At 41.9% G+C, this 19,180-nt stretch carries 18 protein-coding genes; 2 read left to right on the forward strand and 16 right to left on the reverse strand.

The window, feature by feature from the left end; genetic code table 11:
• Window positions 1–153 precede the first annotated feature (153 nt).
• The 12 genes from ileS to murD form a co-directional block, all read right to left on the reverse strand.
• Entirely contained in the window at window positions 154–2,943 is a 2,790-nt protein-coding gene (ileS, locus tag RFK25_RS06320; RefSeq protein WP_332412388.1) for an isoleucine--tRNA ligase, read from the reverse strand.
• An 11-nt stretch (window positions 2,944–2,954) separates the two neighbouring features.
• Window positions 2,955–3,392, reverse strand: a complete 438-nt coding sequence (locus tag RFK25_RS06325; RefSeq protein WP_332412389.1) for a GNAT family N-acetyltransferase — start codon at window positions 3,390–3,392, stop codon at window positions 2,955–2,957.
• A gap of 231 nt (window positions 3,393–3,623) precedes the next feature.
• A complete protein-coding gene (locus RFK25_RS06330) occupies window positions 3,624–4,313 on the reverse strand; it encodes a DivIVA domain-containing protein (protein ID WP_332412390.1) in 690 nt (229 codons plus the stop codon).
• Between the two features lie 8 nt (window positions 4,314–4,321).
• Entirely contained in the window at window positions 4,322–5,113 is a 792-nt protein-coding gene (locus RFK25_RS06335; RefSeq protein WP_248050425.1) for a YlmH family RNA-binding protein, read from the reverse strand.
• A 2-nt stretch (window positions 5,114–5,115) separates the two neighbouring features.
• Complete coding sequence (locus RFK25_RS06340) at window positions 5,116–5,379, reverse strand: YggT family protein (protein ID WP_105124757.1); 264 nt, start codon at window positions 5,377–5,379, stop codon at window positions 5,116–5,118.
• 4 nt (window positions 5,380–5,383) lie between these two features.
• Window positions 5,384–5,932: a cell division protein SepF gene (locus RFK25_RS06345; protein WP_248050429.1), complete on the reverse strand. Its 549-nt coding sequence runs from the start codon at window positions 5,930–5,932 to the stop codon at window positions 5,384–5,386.
• 10 nt (window positions 5,933–5,942) lie between these two features.
• Window positions 5,943–6,623 carry a YggS family pyridoxal phosphate-dependent enzyme gene (locus RFK25_RS06350; protein ID WP_332412432.1) on the reverse strand — a complete coding sequence of 227 codons (681 nt, stop codon included), beginning with the start codon at window positions 6,621–6,623 and terminating at the stop codon, window positions 5,943–5,945.
• A 1-nt stretch (window position 6,624) separates the two neighbouring features.
• Window positions 6,625–7,860 carry a cell division protein FtsZ gene (ftsZ, locus tag RFK25_RS06355; RefSeq protein WP_332412395.1) on the reverse strand — a complete coding sequence of 412 codons (1,236 nt, stop codon included), beginning with the start codon at window positions 7,858–7,860 and terminating at the stop codon, window positions 6,625–6,627.
• Window positions 7,861–7,885: 25 nt separating this feature from the next.
• The gene (gene ftsA / locus RFK25_RS06360; protein ID WP_332412396.1) at window positions 7,886–9,262 is read right to left on the reverse strand and encodes a cell division protein FtsA; all 1,377 of its coding nucleotides are present in this window, start codon (window positions 9,260–9,262) and stop codon (window positions 7,886–7,888) included.
• A gap of 145 nt (window positions 9,263–9,407) precedes the next feature.
• Complete coding sequence (locus tag RFK25_RS06365) at window positions 9,408–10,382, reverse strand: cell division protein FtsQ/DivIB (protein WP_332412397.1); 975 nt, start codon at window positions 10,380–10,382, stop codon at window positions 9,408–9,410.
• 5 nt (window positions 10,383–10,387) lie between these two features.
• Complete coding sequence (locus RFK25_RS06370; protein WP_332412398.1) at window positions 10,388–11,452, reverse strand: UDP-N-acetylglucosamine--N-acetylmuramyl-(pentapeptide) pyrophosphoryl-undecaprenol N-acetylglucosamine transferase; 1,065 nt, start codon at window positions 11,450–11,452, stop codon at window positions 10,388–10,390.
• Window positions 11,452–12,804, reverse strand: a complete 1,353-nt coding sequence (gene murD, locus RFK25_RS06375; RefSeq protein WP_332412399.1) for a UDP-N-acetylmuramoyl-L-alanine--D-glutamate ligase — start codon at window positions 12,802–12,804, stop codon at window positions 11,452–11,454. The genes RFK25_RS06370 and murD overlap by 1 nt, the downstream gene beginning before the upstream one ends.
• A gap of 218 nt (window positions 12,805–13,022) precedes the next feature.
• On the opposite strand from murD, the gene RFK25_RS06380 reads away from it, so the two are divergent.
• Complete coding sequence (locus RFK25_RS06380; protein ID WP_332412401.1) at window positions 13,023–14,225, forward strand: mechanosensitive ion channel; 1,203 nt, start codon at window positions 13,023–13,025, stop codon at window positions 14,223–14,225.
• A 102-nt stretch (window positions 14,226–14,327) separates the two neighbouring features.
• Here RFK25_RS06380 and RFK25_RS06385 read toward each other — a convergent pair whose 3' ends face one another.
• The 4 genes from RFK25_RS06385 to RFK25_RS06400 all read right to left on the reverse strand — a co-directional run bounded on the left by RFK25_RS06385 (window position 14,328) and on the right by RFK25_RS06400 (window position 18,702).
• Complete coding sequence (locus RFK25_RS06385) at window positions 14,328–14,579, reverse strand: DUF3165 family protein (protein ID WP_248050441.1); 252 nt, start codon at window positions 14,577–14,579, stop codon at window positions 14,328–14,330.
• Between the two features lie 17 nt (window positions 14,580–14,596).
• Window positions 14,597–16,444 carry a translational GTPase TypA gene (gene typA / locus RFK25_RS06390; RefSeq protein ID WP_105117491.1) on the reverse strand — a complete coding sequence of 616 codons (1,848 nt, stop codon included), beginning with the start codon at window positions 16,442–16,444 and terminating at the stop codon, window positions 14,597–14,599.
• A gap of 133 nt (window positions 16,445–16,577) precedes the next feature.
• Window positions 16,578–17,570 (reverse strand): aspartate--ammonia ligase, encoded by a 993-nt coding sequence (asnA, locus tag RFK25_RS06395; protein ID WP_014637558.1) that lies wholly within the window; start codon window positions 17,568–17,570, stop codon window positions 16,578–16,580.
• Between the two features lie 82 nt (window positions 17,571–17,652).
• On the reverse strand, window positions 17,653–18,702 hold the full coding sequence (locus tag RFK25_RS06400; protein ID WP_332412405.1) for an MmcQ/YjbR family DNA-binding protein: 1,050 nt from the start codon (window positions 18,700–18,702) through the stop codon (window positions 17,653–17,655).
• Between the two features lie 74 nt (window positions 18,703–18,776).
• Between RFK25_RS06400 and RFK25_RS06405 the strand changes: the two genes are divergently transcribed.
• Entirely contained in the window at window positions 18,777–19,169 is a 393-nt protein-coding gene (locus RFK25_RS06405) for a (deoxy)nucleoside triphosphate pyrophosphohydrolase (protein WP_332412406.1), read from the forward strand.
• Window positions 19,170–19,180 lie beyond the last annotated feature (11 nt).

The following is a 19,180-nucleotide window of genomic DNA, read 5'->3' on the forward strand; positions in this document are numbered from 1 at the left end:
CTGAGACATAATGAATCCTCCAGTTTGTTTTTTATAACAGTATACTGGAGTAAGGAATGAGTGGATAGATACCTTGTTATTGGGCGGTTACGTATGTTTTTGTCCAATTGACAATAAAAAAGCCTATCCCAAAAGATAGACTTTATATCTGTTTTATGCTTCAAAACCTTGAGCTACTGCTTCAGCAAAGTTTTCCTCAACGACACTTGCACAGTGGTCACAGATGGTTGCACCATAACTCCGTTCCACAACACTAGTATCAATACGGCGACAACGATCACACACTTCACCTGCTGCACGTTCTACTGCAAAGGCAACTTCATCCACCACAAGTGCACTTTCAGGAGCTGCTTCCGTGGTTACTGTCAAGTTAGAAACGATGAGCAACTGAGCAAGGTCTGCATTCAAGCTCTCCAAGAAGGACTTGGTTTCAGCTGAGACATAGGCAGTCAAATGAGCTTCGAGTGACTTACCAATCACTTTGGCATTGCGTGCTTCTTCCAAGGCTTTTTGAGCTTTTGTACGGAAGACCATAAAGTTTTCCCAGTCAGCCAAAAGCTGCGCTTCATTAGCAAAGGTTTCCACCTCTGGCATTTCCGCCAATTGTACAAACTCTTCTGCTTCGTGTTCCAAGTATGACCAGATTTCTTCTGCTGTGTGTGGCAAGATTGGGGTCAAGAGCTTGGTAATTTTGACCAAGATGTCATAGAAGACAGTTTGCATCTGACGACGAGAAAGTGATTTAGCACCATCAATGTAGACGACATCTTTGGCAAAATCGAGGTAGAAGGCTGACAAATCAAGTGTTACAAAGTTTACTACAGATTTGTAAATAGCCATGAAATCATAATTGTCGTAGGCTTCACGGATTTGAGCTACCAACTTGTTAAATTTCACCAAGAGATACTGGTCAACAGAACGAAGCTCTTCGTAGGCTACCGCATCGCTTGCAGGATTGAAATCAGAAGTGTTGGCAATCAAGAAGCGAAGGGTATTACGGATTTTACGGTAGGTTTCAGAAACCTGTCCAAGGATATCCATAGACACACGCACATCGTTTGAAGTATCCACAGATGTGACCCACAGACGCAAGATTTCTGCACCAAACTGTTTCTCAACATCACTTGGAAGGATGGTATTTCCCAATGATTTAGACATCTTCATCCCCTTACCGTCAAGGACAAAGCCCTGTGACAAGATAGCTTTGTATGGGGCATGACCATTTACGGCAACAGAGGTGATCAAGGATGAGTTAAACCAGCCACGGTATTGGTCTGAACCTTCAAGGTAGAGATCTGCTGGGTAGGCAAGGTTTTCACGGGCATTCATGACGCCATTCCAAGAGGAACCTGAGTCAAACCAAACGTCCATGATGTCTGTTTCTTTGGTAAATTCTCCATTTGGTGAACCTGGATGAGTGAAACCAGCTGGCAAGAGGTCTTTTGCTTCTGATTTCCACCAGATAATAGAACCATGCTCTTCAAAAAGGGCAGCAACGTGGTCTGTAACTTCCTTGGTCATGATGGCTGTGCCGTCTTCAGCATAAAAAATTGGAAGTGGCACACCCCAAGCACGCTGACGTGAGATGACCCAGTCACCACGGTCTCGGATCATGTTGTAAAGACGTGTTTTACCCCAAGATGGATTGAAAGTTGTTGCTTCGATCTGATCCAAGATTTCCTGACGGAATTTAGAAACAGAGGCAAACCATTGTGGCACTGCACGCCAGATGATTGGCTTCTTGGTTCTCCAGTCAAATGGGTAGGAGTGATTGATCACTTCACTAGCAAGGAGCAAGTCGCCTAATTTTTCTTTGACAGTTGGCACAACCTTGTCATAGAATTGCCCTTCAAAATCAGGACCTGCAGCTTCATTCATCAAGCCACGTTCGTTGACAGTTACCGCAACTTCCAAGTCATATTTGACACCGACATTGTAGTCATCCTCACCAAAACCTGGAGCCGTATGGACGATACCTGTACCAGAATCCGTTGTAACATGGTCACCCAAGATAACCAATTCATCCACTTCTCTATCCCATGGATGTTCTGTCACGATATATTCAAATTCAGCACCCTTGTGTTTTGAAATCACTTCAAAAGATTCCCAACCAAATTTGGCTGCCAAGCTATCTACCAAGGCTTCTGCCAAGATGTACTTACGGTCTGAGCCAGCAGGTTGAACCAAGACATAGTCAATGTCTGCTCCCATTGTCAAACCGCGAGAAGCCGTTACTGTAAATGGAGTGGTTGTCCAGACAACGATGTAGCTGTCTGTATCCAAGAGTCCCTTGCCATCTTTGACCTTGTTGGCATAATACAGAGATGTTGAGTCAATGTCATGGTATTCGATTTCAGCTTCTGCAAGGGCAGACTCAGATGACCATGACCAGTAAACAGGCTTGGCACCACGGTAAATATAGCCCTTGTCTGCCATAGCACCGAAGACACGGATTTGAGCTGCTTCGTAGTCTTTGGTCAAGGTGATATATGGATTTTCCCAGTCTGCAGAAACTCCCAAGCGCTTGAAATCATCACGTTGCTTATCAACCTGACTAAGCGCATAATCACGGCACATTTCAAGGTATTCGACCAAGTCCATTTCCTTGCGTTTGACACCTTGTTTTGCCAAGACTTGCTCAATAGGAAGGCCGTGCGTATCCCAACCTGGTACAAATGGTGCACGGAAGCCAGACATAGACTTAGAGCGAACGATAATATCTTTAGAAATCTTGTTCAAAGCATGTCCAACGTGGATATTCCCGTTAGCGTATGGAGGGCCATCGTGGAGGTGGAAGGCAGTTTTGCCTTCATTGAGTTCTTGGCGACGAGCATACAAGTTTGCTTCATCCCAAGCCTTTTGCCATTCTGGTTCACGAGTTGGTAAACCTGCACGCATTGGGAAGGCCGTTTGACCTAGATTAAGGGTTTCTTTTAATTTCATTTTATCTCCTTTTAAAAAGTTAATTCCATTTTTATTTCTTGTCCAATCATACCAACTGATTGAAAGCCAAATTTTTCTAAGATGTACCGCATTTTATGATTACCGATGACATAATTCATGGTAATTGTGTGGCAATTTGGATCTTCCTTAGCCAGACCAATCACTTGCCGGATGACTTCCTTACCATAGCCTCTATTTTGATAATGCCTGTCTATTAACAAACGCCACACATAGTAGCTCTTGTCTTCTTGTATAGACAACAATACAAAACCTACGACTTTCTGTCCTGATTTGACTGCATAAGGAAGCAGACGTCCCTCCTCCCGATAGAGCCAAGCCTGAGCCAGAGAATATTCAACCGAGGCAACTCGCCGCTGGTCCTCTTCTAAGACCTGCACTTGCAGGACTTTTTCAAAATTTTCCTTATTTACTAATTCTAATCCTATCATAACAAACAAAAAAACTCCCGCCAATAAGGACGAAAGTTCGTGGTACCACCTTAGTTTAGATAGGGTTTCCCCCATCCCTCTATGTTCGTAACGTGAACCGACGTCCTTCCCTACTTAACTGTTCAGGAAAGATCAGACAAAGGGATCCTTGACTAGAAAGGGATTGCAGGTCTTCCACCATCACCTACTCGCTGAATATATTTCTAGCAATACTGTCTTTGTATCTGAAAACTATTCTGTCACGGAAACTTCAACTGTTTCCCCTTTGTCGTAAGCTTCTGCTTGACGAGCTAATTCTGCAATTTCTTCAGAGGTCAACTGACGAGTATAGTCTAAGCTATCCTCTTCAATCAATACTTCCTCATCCAAAGCCTTATGGAGCACCTCACGGAAGGCTTCGTCACTGGTTTGAATATAGGTCGCTGTCGGACGAAGAATCTCTTCCCATTCAGACGAATTAACCAGTGATAGTTGACTTTCCATGGTTGATTTCAAACGCTGATGGAAAATACGAGTTTTATTCTTCAATTCCTCAGTTTCAATAACAATTTTCTTAGCATTATCCGTTGCATTACGAAGGATTTCGTTGGCCTTATCCTTAGCTTCATGCAAAAGGGTAGCTGCATCGTAATCGGCTTGCTTAACAATATTTGTCGCCTGATCCTCAGCCGCATGTTTTACCTTTTCCGCTGTATCTTGCGCTAAAAGTACTGACTTACTCAAGGATTCTTTCATTTCATCGAAATATGTCAAGCGCTCACGAAGTGTCTTTAATTCTGCTTCTTGCTCATGATTTTTACGTATCAATTCCTCATAATCACGAGTAACAATATCCAAAAAATCATCTACTTCGTCCGCATCATAACCTCTAAATTTGGTTGCGAAAGTTTTATCTTTTAATTCTAGTGCTGTAAGTGCCATTTTTCCCCCTATGTTTTAATCATTTCTAACTTTAATTTTACTTTACCTTGCTTAGAAAAACCTAAAAGTTCGCTTACTCGAATTCTACCGTATTTTCTAAGACTAATCAATTGTCCTAACTCAACCTGCCTACCTGCTTGTTCTACCTGAACATAATCCAATTTTACATGACCAGCTGCAATCAACTTGTCTACCTTGGTTCGTGACAGATGGAAGGCTACAGCAATTAGCTTGTCCAATCGCATACTGGAAACCAAGACTTCCTTAAAGAAAGGTTCTTCATTCATTTGGACTGGCGTAGACTGCCAATCTCGTTCCATCAGCTTAACAGGAACCCTTGCAATTTTAGCAATGGTCTGAATTGCCAGTTCTCCAAACTTCTTATCCAAAAAAATGAGTAACTCATCTTCTCTAATAAGAATATCACCTAGGTATTCTCTCCGAATACCCAATTTATTCAAGAAAGTTCCCAGTACCTGTGAATGTGATAAACTGTGAAACTTTCTAGAGTAGACAAGTTCTAGGGCCATCACATCAAAATCTTTTTTGTCCAAGACATAGTAGCTAGGAGCAAGAATGACACGAGAATACTCTGTTGGGACAAGGTCCCTTGTCGAAAACGCTTGTAAGTGGTAATAATTGGCAATCATCTGAGCAATAGCATCCTGCCTAGGATTTAGAAAACTTGTCAATCTATAGGAATAAGTATCCTCAACTTGCTGACACATATCCATCACCTTCTCAACAAATTCCCTCTCCTCTCGGGCAAAATGTTCCAAAATATGCTTTTCACTCTTCATGTTTATACCAGGCCAACTAAGAGTTGCACCAATAGGCGCGTTCCCATATTCAAGACTAGCATGGCCACCAGGACTGTCAAATCTAAGCCCATAAATTGTAAGTTCAAGCGCCGAAAGGGTTTCAAGAGCGGACTAACTAGACTTTCTAAGAAACGACCAAGGGGACTTGTGAATAGAGCAGGGAACCAACTCAATAAAGCATAGGCAAATAAGAGATAGGAATAAATCTCTACAAATTTTAATAGGATTAAAATCAGAATTTGCATACGCTTATCGCTTCATATCAAAATCGAAAGTCGTATCTGCCCCTTGTCCATTATTGGCATTACGCAATTCTTCAATATGTACAGTAACATTAACGGGTGTCAATAACCACATGGTATTAGACACCTTCTTCAAATTACCAGATAAAACCGAACGTGCTCCATCTAGATAATCCAAACAACGTCTTGCCTGCTGCTCAGACATATACTGAAAATCAATCAAAATACTAGCATTGTCCAAGAGTAGATTAACCATTTCCGGAGCATCTTCATACCGCTTTGGAAACTTAATGTCAATCGTAGATTTGTTTTCCGTACCAGTGTCAACCACCTCGTGTTGACGCTCCATACGAGGACGTTGATTATCTACACGAACTTCTCTTCTATTTTCAATCTTAGCAGGTTGTTCTTTTGAAGCGACACTTGTCTGCTGAGCAACTCGCATTTTTGGTCTTTCATTTGGCATAGAATAAGCTTCTTCTTGCTCAGTTGCCTCATTGACATCGTCAACCTCAAAGTAATTGAATAAATTTTTAAATGTATCTTTTAGTGCCACGGTTTTCTCCCTATTTCACTGACTCAAAAAATGCCGTTCCTATTCTCACATAGGTTGCCCCATGTTCAATAGCTATGTCAAAATCACCACTCATGCCCATGCTTAATTCTGTAAAGGGCATACCGGGTAACTGCCGACCTGCCAACTCTTCTTGAACTTGCTTCATTTTAGAAAATATAGAAGCAAGCTCTACTTCATCTGCTTCAAAAGGAGCCATTGTCATCAAGCCAACAAGCTCAACATTTTTATAGTTAGCTATTTCAGATAAGACATCATCAATCTCCGACAAGGCAAATCCATGCTTACTTTCCTCACCAGATATGTTGACTTGTAAAAAGCACTTAATTCTTCTGGTAGCTCGTTTATCGATCTCTTGAGCTAATTTGACAGAATCTAAGGCATGGAAATAGTCTACAAAATTGATGACATCTTTAACCTTGCGTCTTTGCAGTGTACCAATCAAGTGCCAAGTGAGATTTTGGTCTGCTAAGGCCTTGTATTTATCTAAAAACAGGTCAACTCGGTTTTCACCGATGTGCCTTACCCCTGTTTTTACTAGCTTATTAGCAATAGAGCTGTCAACATACTTGGTGACAGCTATTACATTTACAGATTCAATTGGACGCCCTGCCTTTTCAGCTGCTTGAGCCACAGCTAAAAATACATTATCCTTGTTCTTTTGGAAATCCATCTTAACGGTTTCTGAAGAATGGTGGGGTATCCAACTCATCTTCATCATGCTCCATTGAAAACTTTTCAACAGCTACTGTTGAAGCTGGTTCTGTATCAGTAGGACGGATTAGATTTTCTCGACGTAAGTCCCATTCACCAAATGCTGAAGCTTTTGGTGTTTCTACTTGAGCTACTGCAGTGCGAACGGGAGCCGTTGCTGGAGCTACTGGATAATCAAAACGTTGTGTCTGACGTGGTGTAACAGTTTCTGTACGATGACGGACAGCTTTTTCAGCCGCATCCTGACGAACACCTGTCGCCACAACGGTTACGCGGATTTCATCCTTCATGGTCTCGTCAATAGATGTTCCCAACCAGATATTCACTCCTTGACCAGCTGCTTGATGAACAATCTCAGATGCATCCTCTGCTTCCGTCAAAGTCATATCATAGCCACCTGTAACGTTGACAATAACATCTTCCGCACCATCGATAGTTGTTTCAAGAAGTGGTGAGTAAATTGCTTTACGAGCGGCTTCAATAACACGGTCTTCACCAGTACCGATACCAATACCCATAAGAGCATTGCCCTTGTTTTCCATAACAGTCTTCACATCCGCAAAGTCCAAGTTAATCAAACCAGGATTGGTAATCAAGTCTGTAATGCCTTGAACACCCTGACGAAGAACATTATCAGCTTCACTCAAAGCTTCCAAAAGAGGTGTCTTCTTGTCAACAATTTCAAGAAGATTGTTATTTGAAATAATCAAAAGTGTGTCGACTTGTTCGCGAAGTCCTTCAATACCTTCGATGGCAAAGTTGCCACGTTTGTTTCCTTCAAAACCAAATGGACGTGTTACAACAGCTACTGTCAATGCACCCAAATTTTTGGCAATACGTGCGATAACTGGTGCTGCACCTGTACCTGATCCACCGCCCATACCAGCAGTGATGAAGACCATGTCAGCTCCTGTAAGAACATTGGTCAAGACTTCTTCGCTTTCCTCAGCTGCCTTACGACCAACTTCAGGCTGACCCCCAGCACCTAGACCGCGGGTTAATTTTGGACCCAACTGAATAACCGTTTCCGCTTTTGAACTACTCAAGGCTTGCACATCTGTGTTGACTGCGATAAACTCAACACCTGCTACACCTTCTTCAATCATACGGTTGATGGCGTTACCACCACCACCGCCGACACCGATTACTTTAATGACAGCACCATGACTTGCTGCTGCTTCAAATGAAAATGCCATAGTTTATATCACCTTTTCTATTCTCTTATTCAAACATACTACCGAACAAACCACGGATACGCTCTGTAATATTGCCTTTGTTTGCTGAACGTTCCTCATTCACTTCGTTATTGTAAATAGGAATAGATGTTTCTTCACTTTCAACCACATTCAATTCCTTAACAATTTCCTTTTGGATTGGTTGGCTAACACGAGGACGTGGAAGGCTAACATCTATTGGTTTGTGTCTTAACATGGTTTCACCATTTACTGCATATTGAGCAATTTTCTCAACGTCCTCTAGTTCACCCACGTATTCTACAAGGCTAATCACACTTGCAAAGGCTGGATTACGGATTCCGATTTGATTTGGAACGAAGAGTTTGGTATGAACACCGAAGACCTCTTGTGCCAAGTCAGTAATACCTGGCAAGATAGCACCGCCACCTACAAGAACAATGCCACCTGGCAAGTCCAAGGCCCGTGTTCTTTCTAAGTCCTGTTTCACTCGCTCAAAGATTTGGCGAAGGCGAGCTGCAATCACTTCTGATAGGTAGCGTTCTGTTACTTCTACAGGTGCACTCTCACCAATGACCTCAACAGTGAATTTTTCCTTATCACTTGCTTCTTGTGGGAAGGCAATACCATAATTATATTTCAAATTCTCAGCAATGCTCTTTGAAGTTGTCAAGACTTTAGAAATGTCATTGGTGATGTAATCTCCACCTTCTTGGTAGATATTGGTATATTGCAATTCCTGACCACGCATGACTGCTACGGTTGTTTGACCACCACCGAGATCAATCACTGTTGCACCAAACTCACGCTCTCCCTCATTCAATACAGAACGGGTTAAGGCAAGGGGAGCAATGACAACATTCTCAACCTGTACACCTGCACGTTCAACCGTTTTACGAAGGTTGTGAAGGATGGTACGTGGACCAGTATAGAGCATCCCACGCATCTCCAAACGAATACCCATCATGCCACGAGGATCTTTAATTCCTTTGAAACCATCAACTGTGAACTCCTCTGGAATAAATGAAATTACTTCACGTTCTGGGGTCATGCTCTTAGTCAATGCTGACTTCACAACATTTTCTACATCTACGTCTGTAATTTCTTGTGAATCCGTTGTTACAGGAATCATGCCTTGAGTTGGCTCGATTTGAAGTAGATTTGCAGGCAAGCCAACGTTAATTGATTCAATACGCAAACCTGACTTTTCTTCCGCTTGCTCGATAGCCTTTTTTATCGCACCAGCAGCAACCTCAATATTGACAATAATCCCATCCTTGACGCCAGCACTTTTCACATTGCTGACACCAATTACGTTCATTTCATTTTCATTATATTCTGCAACCAAGACTTTAACGGAGCTTGTACCAATATCTAATCCCGTAAAAAAGCCGTTTCTAGCCATTCTATCAGTCCTCTCTTACTTCCACTTTAACAAATCATCTTCCATTTTAAAAAATAGTATAATTAGTCATCTTTCATTATACCATATTCTATTCTAATTTGGGGATAATAAAGGATTATTTTATAATTTTTTCTTTATCCAGCTATCAAATTTCACTTGAATAGCGATAGATACCAACTTCCATATCAATTGTTATTGGTCCCTCTGCTTCTGCCGCAATTTTAGTATAATAAACAAGCTTTTCGGTCAGTTCACTAAGGGGCACCAAAACTGTATTTCCATCTGTCATATTGAATGTCAATAAATCAGCTGTTACCTGACTTGGAGTTAGACTTACAGTCTGGATTTTCTCCCTAATCGTAGGTTCAATCTCTCCAAGGGCAATGGCTAATTGTTTTACCTGATTTTTATCTGATAATTGAATGGTCGTATAGGTTTCCGGCAAGGTATCTACTGCTACAACCTCAGTACCTATATTACCACTAGATAAAACAGGGTAGAGCTGATTGTTCTGCTGAATATAGCCAATGATAGCGTATTCTTTGATGCGGATAGTGAACTGGTTTGGAAACTGATAGCTAATCTCCGAAGTTTCCACAGATGGATTATTTTTTTTCACATTCTCAGCGTAAGCTGATGCATTCAATAGAGTGGTCACAACATAGTCTTTATCCGAAATCAAACTATATTTGATGACCTGTTCAGCTGTCAGCTTATCCTGACCTTTGACGACAATATTTTTCGCCTTACTAGTCGGAGAAATAAAGTAGAGAGAAAGGGCCGCAAGTAATAAACTGACCACTAAAATAGGGACAGATTTCCAAATTACTTTTTTAGGTATTTCTACTTGCCTATTCTTCTTTTCTTCCAACTGGTTCTTAGGAACAGAGCTAAGCTTGCCAGGCTTCTTAATCCCCTGAAAAAGCTTCCTTTTTTCCTGAATAGTCGAAGGAACTTCCTCACTATTATCCGCTTTCACCTTACTTGCTAAATAGGCTTGATGCTTGGCCTTCCATTTTTCAAAAAAGGCACTTTTTTCTTCCTGAGAAGCTTCCATAGAGGGAACTTCTATGTCTGTTTGGTCATGGATCGTAGGTTCCTTATCATTTTTTTGGGTCATAGCACCTACCTCCCCATATCATCTCTCAATAAATCATAGAAACTATCCACCGATTGAATTTCTTTAGAGTTAGCCATATTATTTTTGTAAAATTCCTTATTTTCCAACAAATTTTCAACTTCGGCTAGTAGATTTTCCAAGGTCAATTGACTTTCATCAATTTGTTTGGAATACCCTTTTTTCTCCGCATAGAGAGCGTTTTCTATCTGATCCCCTCGACTAGCTTGACGTCCCAGGGGTACAATCAAGTGAAGTTGTTGCATGGCAATCAACTCAAACAAGGTATTGGAACCACCACGGGTAATAACGACATCCGCCAAATCCATCAAGGGTTGGTATAGCTCCGTGACATAATCAACACGATAGAGATTGTCAGCCAATTTGTTTAAGTCTGCATCTCCGGTGAGGTTGATAATATTGAATCGCTCTGTCAAGGCCACCATATGTTGACTAATCAAATCATTAAATACCTTAGCTCCTCCTGAACCACCTACAAATAAGAGCGTAGGCAAGGACTTATCAAAATGACTAAGGATTTCTGGCAATTGAATAGGAGTTACCTTATCATTGCTTTGACCCACCTTAGTAACCGCGCCAACATGTTTTACCTTGGTCAAACTAGCAGGTTGTTCAAAAGTACTATACATGGTTGTTGCAAATTTGTAAGCAATTCTATTGGCCAAACCCATGGACAAATCAGACTCATGGATAAAAACAGGTACCCCTAGAAGTTTAGAGGCAATGACGGGAGGAACCGAAACAAAACCACCTTTTGAGAACAGGGCCTGGGGTCTAATTTTTGCAATAATAGCAAGCGATTGTAGGACCCCAAAACCAACCTTAAATACATCCAGCATATTCTGGAAAGAAAAATAGCGGCGTAATTTTCCTGTAGCAATCGAATGGAAGCATACATCTAAGCCTGATTTTACAATCTGCTCATGCTCAATTCCATTTCCATCACCTATATAGTGAACTTCCCAGCCATCTTCAATAAAACGTGGAATCAAGAGAAGGTTGAGGGTCACGTGACCCACAGTACCTCCACCTGTAAAAACAATTTTTTTCATTAGTTACATAACTCCTCGTAGGTCTGCAAGAATACATCTCCACGCACTTCAAAGTTTGGATACATATCCCAACTTGCATTGGCAGGACTTAAGAGCACAACATCCCCTTCTTCTGCCGCTTCGAAGGCCTTCCGAGTTGCGTCCGCAATATCCTCAGCAGCAAGAGTTGGTACGCCTGCCTTGTCTGCTGCTCGCTGAACACGCGGGGCTGATTGACCCAGAATAACCATTTTCTTCAAACCGAGCAAATCTGGAACCAAGTCATCAAATTCATTGCCTCTATCCAAACCACCAGCAATCAAGATTACCTTACTATTATCAAAACCTGACAAGGCTTTTTGAGTCGCTAAGATATTGGTCGATTTACTATCGTTATAGAAGGTCACTCCCTTGATTTTACCAACCAATTGCAAGCGGTGTTTCACTCCACCAAAAGCAGACAAGCTTTCTTGAATAGCTTGGTTATCAACTCCCCACAACTTAGCAACAGCAATCGTTGCCAAGGCATTCTCAATATTATGAGTTCCTGGAACACCAATCTGGTCTGCATCCATGATGAACTCACCCTTGAAATAGAGTTTGCCATCTTGCAAATAGGCACCATCCACCGCTTCTTTGGTTGAAAACGGAAGAACTTTAGCCTTGGTTTTTTGAGCCAAATCCTTGGCTTCTTCTTGATTGAAGTTCAGAACAATCGTATCTTCTTCGGTCATCTGACGTTGAAGCATCCATTTGGCTGCCACATACTCTTCATAGGTTCCATGATAGTCAATATGGTTGGCACTCAAATTAGTAATAACTGCCACATTTGGACGAAAAACCTCTGTTCCCATCAATTGAAAAGAGGACAACTCCATTACCAAGGTATCATCCTTGGTCGCAGTTTGCGCGACAGAAGAGGCTGGATAGCCAATATTTCCACATAATTTTGCAGACTTATTTCCTGCATTTAGGGCTTCCGCAATCATGGTTGTAGTTGTTGTCTTACCATTTGACCCTGTAATTCCGATAATCGGAGCATCTGAAATCAGGTAGGCCAATTCAACTTCTGTCCAGACCGGTATGCCTTTTTCAAGGGCTTTTTCAACCATCGGATTATCATAGCGGATACCTGGGTTCTTAACCATAAGAGCAAAATCCTCATCCAACAACTCCAGCGGATGGCCACCACAAACCACACGAATTCCTTCCTCAAGAAGTCCTTGAGCTGTCGGATTTTCTTCAAATGGCTTACCGTCATTTACTGTTACAATAGCCCCTAAGGTATCCAATAGGCGAGCTGCCGATTCGCCCGACTTAGCCAAACCGAGCACCAAAACTTTTTTATTTTTAAACGTATCAATCATTTTCATAGTATATTTCCTTCTTAAACCTCTAGAATGGTTCAGACGCTTCCTATCCTGTTTAGAAATCCCAAACATTCTAACACTTTATTTTACCCTTTACATGAAGCTTTTTCAAGCCAAAGGGAGGGGAAAAGCTGGAATAGGAGTAAAATTCATCTTATTTGTCAATTCCTTATAAAAGTGGTAGACTTAAAACGAAAATATTTTATTATAAGGAGTATTATATGACAACTATAATCGATAGTTTATTCTATCCTTTGCTTTCTGCTTTGCCAGGCGTCATCCGTATGCTTGTCCTGGTTATCATTGCCTTTGTGTTGGCTGGTTTATTACGCAAGCTAACTCTAGCTGGTTTGAACAAAATCCAGTTCTCACAAAAATTACAAGAATGGGGTGTTATCAAGCCTGAAGATAATGGCCAAGCCCTCATCAAAACACTTGGTCAACTTGTTTACTTCCTTGTGATTCTCTTCTTCCTTCCATCTATCTTGTCTGGTTTGAATATCAGCAGCACGGTAGATCCAATCTCTAGCATGTTTGAGAAATTCTTTGCCTTTATTCCAAACATGATTGCAGCTGGTTTGATTATCTTTGTTGGAACTTTCTTCTGCAAATTTATCAAAGGTCTGTTGACTGGTGTCCTAGAACGTTTAGACATTGATGCATGGTATACTAAAGTTACTGATCAGGAAAAATTGCCATTTGACAGCAAACAAATCATTTCTGTCCTATCAACTGTTGTCTATGTATTGATCTTCATTCCGATCTTAACCTTGGCTTTGGAAACACTGGGTATCACAAGTATTTCTCAACCAATCGTTACCATTCTTAATCAAGTAATCGGTATCTTGCCAAATGTTTTGGTTGCCCTTATCTTGATTGCAGTTGGTAGCTTTGTAGCTAAATTGATTGGCAACCTTCTTGAAAATCTTCTTGAAACTGCCGGTATCAACAACTACTCTAAATACCTATTCGCTAAAGAAGAAGCTAACTTTGAATTGTCAGCTATCATTACTCAAGTCGTTCGCGCTATCATCATCGTTTTCTTCTTTATCCAAGCTATCCAAGTATTGAACCTTGAAGTATTTAATTCTGTTGGTTCTGCCCTACTTGCTTACCTGCCATCACTTATCAGCGCTGTTGCTATTGTTATCTTGGCAATCATCGCAAGCAATCTAGTAGCTAACTTCCTACAAAAAGTTACGGATAGCCCTCTTGTTATCACAATTGTACGCTACTTGATTATCGTATTTGCAGTCTTCATGGCTCTCGATCAATTGAAGTTTGCACAACATATCGTTCAATCAACCTTCACAATTGTTCTTGGTGCACTAGCAGTAGCCTTCGCCCTTGCCTTCGGTTTAGGTGGTCGTGACTTTGCTGCAAGACAACTTGAAAAATTAGAAAAGAAAATTGATAAAGAATAACCATTACAAATAGCCTGAACACTCGTTTGGGCTATTTTTATACCTTAAAATCCTGAGAAAAAAGGCCGAACCAACTGTCCAGCCTTTTATTCTATTATTAACTTATTTTCCTTTAGGAGAACTATCTAGATAGTGAATATCCCTCATAGCCCAGCCCCCAATGAAAATCATGATCAAACCAAGCCAGAAATTTGTAGAAAACTGCATGATTTTTAGAAATCCAAGAATGAGCGCGATAACCAGTACGACTAGCAAAAACACTGCTAAAATCAAATTGATAGTCCCCTTGACATTTTTAGGGGCTACAAAAATATAAAAGAGTACCAATAAAATCGCTAGGATGAGGTAAAACATAGCTCTTCTCCTCGGAATTATTCTTCAGTTGCTAATTTTTTCTTCTTAGCCGCCTTGTCGCGCTCTGCCTTATTCAAGATTTGCTTACGAAGACGGATTGACTCAGGCGTTACTTCCATGTATTCATCATCGTTCAAGAATTCTAGTGATTCTTCAAGAGTCAAGATACGCGGTGTCTTGATAACTGACGTTTGATCTTTGGTTGCTGAACGAACGTTGGTCATTTGTTTAGCAGTTGTGATGTTCACTGTCAGGTCATTTTCACGAGAGTTTTCACCGATAATCATTCCTTCGTAAACTTCAGTACCTGGGTTAACGAAGATTGTACCACGCTCTTCGATACGCATGATTGAGTAAGTAGTTGCCTTACCTTGATCGATAGAAACGAGGGCACCACGGTGACGACCACCGATCTCACCTTGAACAACTGGCAAATACTGGTCGAAGGTATGGTTCATGATACCATAACCACGAGTCATTGAAAGGAATTCTGTTGAATAACCAATCAACCCACGCGCAGGTACAAGGAAGACAAGACGAGTTTGGCCATTACCAGTTGAAATCATATCCAACATGTCACCCTTACGCTCAGAAAGGGATTGGATAACAGAACCTTGGTATTCTTCTGGAGTATCGATTTGCACGCGCTCGAATGGCTCCATTTTCACGCCGTCAATTTCCTTGATAATAACTTCTGGACGTGATACTTGTAGCTCATAGCCTTCACGACGCATGGTTTCAATCAATATAGACAAGTGCAATTCACCACGACCAGAAACAGTCCATTTGTCTGGCGAGTCTGTAGCTTCTACACGGAGAGATACATCTGTCTGCAATTCTGCCAAAAGGCGCTCTTCGATCTTACGTGATGTTACCCACTTACCTTCACGACCTGCAAATGGTGAGTTGTTGACCAAGAAGGTCATCTGAAGAGTTGGCTCATCGATACGAAGAACTGGAAGTGGCTCAACCGCATCAGTTGGTGTTACAGTTTCACCAACGAAGATGTCTTCCATACCTGAAACGGCAATCAAGTCACCTGCTTTTGCTTCTTGGATTTCTTTACGCTCAAGACCGAAGAAACCAAATAGCTTAGTAACACGGAAGTTTTTAGTAGTACCGTCTAGTTTTGAAAGGGTAACCTGGTCACCTACTTTAACAGTACCACGGAAGACACGACCGATACCGATACGACCTACGAAGTCGTTGTAGTCCAAAAGGGATACTTGGAACTGCAAAGGCTCATCTGAGTTATCCACTGGTGCAGGGATATGCTCAATGATGGTATCAAAGATTGGTGCCATTGTTTCTTCTTGGTCTGCTGGATTGTCAGACAAAGATGACGTTCCGTTGATAGCTGATGCATAAACTACTGGGAATTCCAACTGGTCATCATCTGCACCCAATTCGATGAAGAGTTCAAGCACTTCATCCACAACTTCTTCAGGACGAGCAGATGGCTTATCAATCTTGTTGACAACAACGATTGGTGTCAAGTTTTGCTCAAGGGCTTTTTTCAATACGAAACGGGTCTGCGGCATAGTACCTTCGTAGGCATCTACGACAAGGACAACACCGTCAACCATTTTCATGATACGCTCAACCTCACCACCAAAGTCCGCGTGTCCTGGTGTGTCCATGATGTTGATACGAGTACCGTTATAAGCTACAGCAGTGTTTTTAGCAAGGATAGTGATACCACGCTCTTTTTCGATATCGTTTGAGTCCATGGCACGCTCATCCAACTGCGTACGTTCATCAAGGGTTTGAGATTGTTTCAATAATTCATCAACGAGGGTTGTTTTTCCGTGGTCAACGTGGGCAATAATGGCTACGTTACGGATGTCTTCTCTAAGTTTTGTCATAATATCCTCTGTATCTTTTAATTTAACTAAAAAAGTATATCATAGATTGGCGAAAAAATCACAGATAATCACATTGTAAATGTTTTCAGATAGGACTTTGGAAGAAAAGGAAAAGAGATTGAAAACCAACCTCTTACAAAATATTCTCAAAATTATCGCGCACTTCTTGTGGCCAAACGCTAGATTGAACTTCACCGATATGTTTCTTACGAAGCAAGAACATGGCCAAACGGGATTGACCGATACCGCCACCAATCGAAAGCGGGAAGAGACCATTCAACAGGGCACGATGCCAATCAAATTCCAAACGATCTTCATCGCCTGTAATCGCAACCTGGCGCTTAAGCGCTTCTTCATCCACACGAATCCCCATTGAGGACAACTCAAAGGCTGAACCAAGTGCTTCGTTCCAAACCAAGATGTCCCCATTGAGACCTTTGTAGCCTGCTTCTGATGGGCTTGTCCAGTCATCATAGTCTGGTGCACGTCCGTCATGTGGTTTACCATCTGCCAGTTCACCACCGATACCGATTAGGAAAACTGCACCGTATTCTTTGGCAACCACATTTTCACGCTCTTTTGGTGTCAAGTCTGGGAAGTTCTTCACCAAGTCCTCTGTGTGGATAAAGGTGATTTTCTTTGGTAAAACAGACTCAATATCATAACGAGCTTCAACTGCCAATTCAGTTAGACGGATAGCCTTGTAAATCTGCTCCACTGTTTCTTTCAAGTAAGCTAAATTCCGACGGCCATCTGGGATAACCTTTTCCCAGTCCCACTGATCCACGTAAACTGAGTGAATAGGATCCAAGGAATCCTCGTCAGGACGAAGAGCCTTCATGTGAACAAAGAGCCCTTCTCCCTCATTAAAACCGAAACGAGCCAAGGTATGGCGCTTCCACTTAGCAAGTGAGTGAACCACTTCATAGGTCGCATCTGGAATCAGCTTCACATTAACGGTAACCGCATTCTCCACACCGGACAAATTATCCTGCATACCATCCCCGACACGACTCAAAATCGGTCCTTGCACTTCTACGATTTCTAGCTTGTCTTTCAAATACTGCGTAAATGTATTTTTGACGAAAGAAATCTCCTCTTGCTGATGAATGAAGCTCTTCTTCATACCCTACCTCCTTAAATTTATACACCTTATTATACTCTTTTTTACCCACTTGTAAAGTCTTTTTATTAAATATTCTGATAATTTAATGGAGGTTTTTCACTTCGGCTGACAGCACTTCTATCACACCCTCTGTCAAGCGTCTAGGACCACGCACCGCCCTGACACCCAAGTCCATCATGCGCGCTCTAGGAAGTACATCATCGGACAGCTGAGCAAGCAGTTCCACCTGCATGAGTTTCTTTTCTGTAGGAATGTCTGATTGTCCGTGATTTTCTAGATTCGCCCCCAAGACATGACAAACATAGCGAATGGCCTGTATAGGCGCCGTCACATATATGGCAACGAAGTCCCCAGCTTGAATGGTTGATTTTTGCGGCCAATAGACTACCTTATTTTCCGCAAACTCGGTATCAATATCATAGACCTTTGGATTGGCTGGAATAACCCAGTAATCAGGCCCTTGCTCCGCCTTGTAGGATTTTGGTCCTACCAGATAGCGACTCTTCTCAAGGAGGGCAAAAACCATCTGGTCCTCCACAGTATCATCCAGCAAGACCGACACCCAGGCTTTCTTTGACATATGGTAGGCAGGAAAGATGCCCGACTGACTCAGCAGCTCTGCTATTTCCCGACCGTCAACCTTGAGATTGACAATCTCCACCAGCTCCTGCGACCCACTCCCGTCCAACTTATCTCTCGGAATCTGACTGACCAAAGCGTACCACTTGTTATTGGCAGGGTGGCGAAAGGCCCCATAGGTCGGCAACTTGGCAAAGGGATAGTCAGGCAGGTCACCCCACTGCTCCTTGATTAGCTGGGCTAGGCGGTTGCTTTGGTCCTTGGAAAATGGCAGAGCGATACAACAAGCCTCCTCTACTCGATCCAAAATGGACTGATAGCTTTCTCTCACCTGCCCAACAAAAGCCCCAGCTGGCGCAGTCACCTGATGGGCGGTATAGACCTCCTCCATCTCACAATCCCAGACATAAGACGACAGCTGACCAGCCTCATCAACCTCCACCACCGCCTCAAACTGCCCCTCCATGAACACCTCACGGTAGGTATAATGATTGTCGGAGAAGATAAAACCGAAAGGGAGGAGGGAGGGGAGGTGGGCAATTTGTCTAGACATTTTAACTCCTTTAAAGTAATATATAGAGTAAGTATAACAAAATCTGTAAAAGAATTTATTGTGGAGGTCAAATCTTGTCAAAAAAAATTATTAGTGTAGTAGCTGCAGCAATAGAAAAAGATGGAAAAATATTTTGCGCTCAACGGCCTGAAGGAAAAAGTTTAGGAGGCTATTGGGAATTTCCTGGAGGAAAGCTTGAGCAAGGTGAGACTCCCGAAGAGGCTTTAATTCGCGAAATTAAAGAAGAATTTGATTCTGAAATTGAAATCATCTCCTTTCTCAATGAAGCATCTTATGAATATGACTTCGGTATTGTTACAATGAAAACTTACCGTTCAAAATTAGTCACTGGAAATTTAACATTATTAGAACACGAGGATTCTAAATGGCTTCCAATCGAACAATTAAATGACTTAGAATGGGCACCAGTAGATATTCCTGCCGTCAAATGTTTGCAACAAAAATAGAGATTCGCTGG

This window comes from Streptococcus sp. SS-4456 (assembly GCF_036680365.1).
In the GTDB taxonomy this organism is placed as follows: domain Bacteria; phylum Bacillota; class Bacilli; order Lactobacillales; family Streptococcaceae; genus Streptococcus.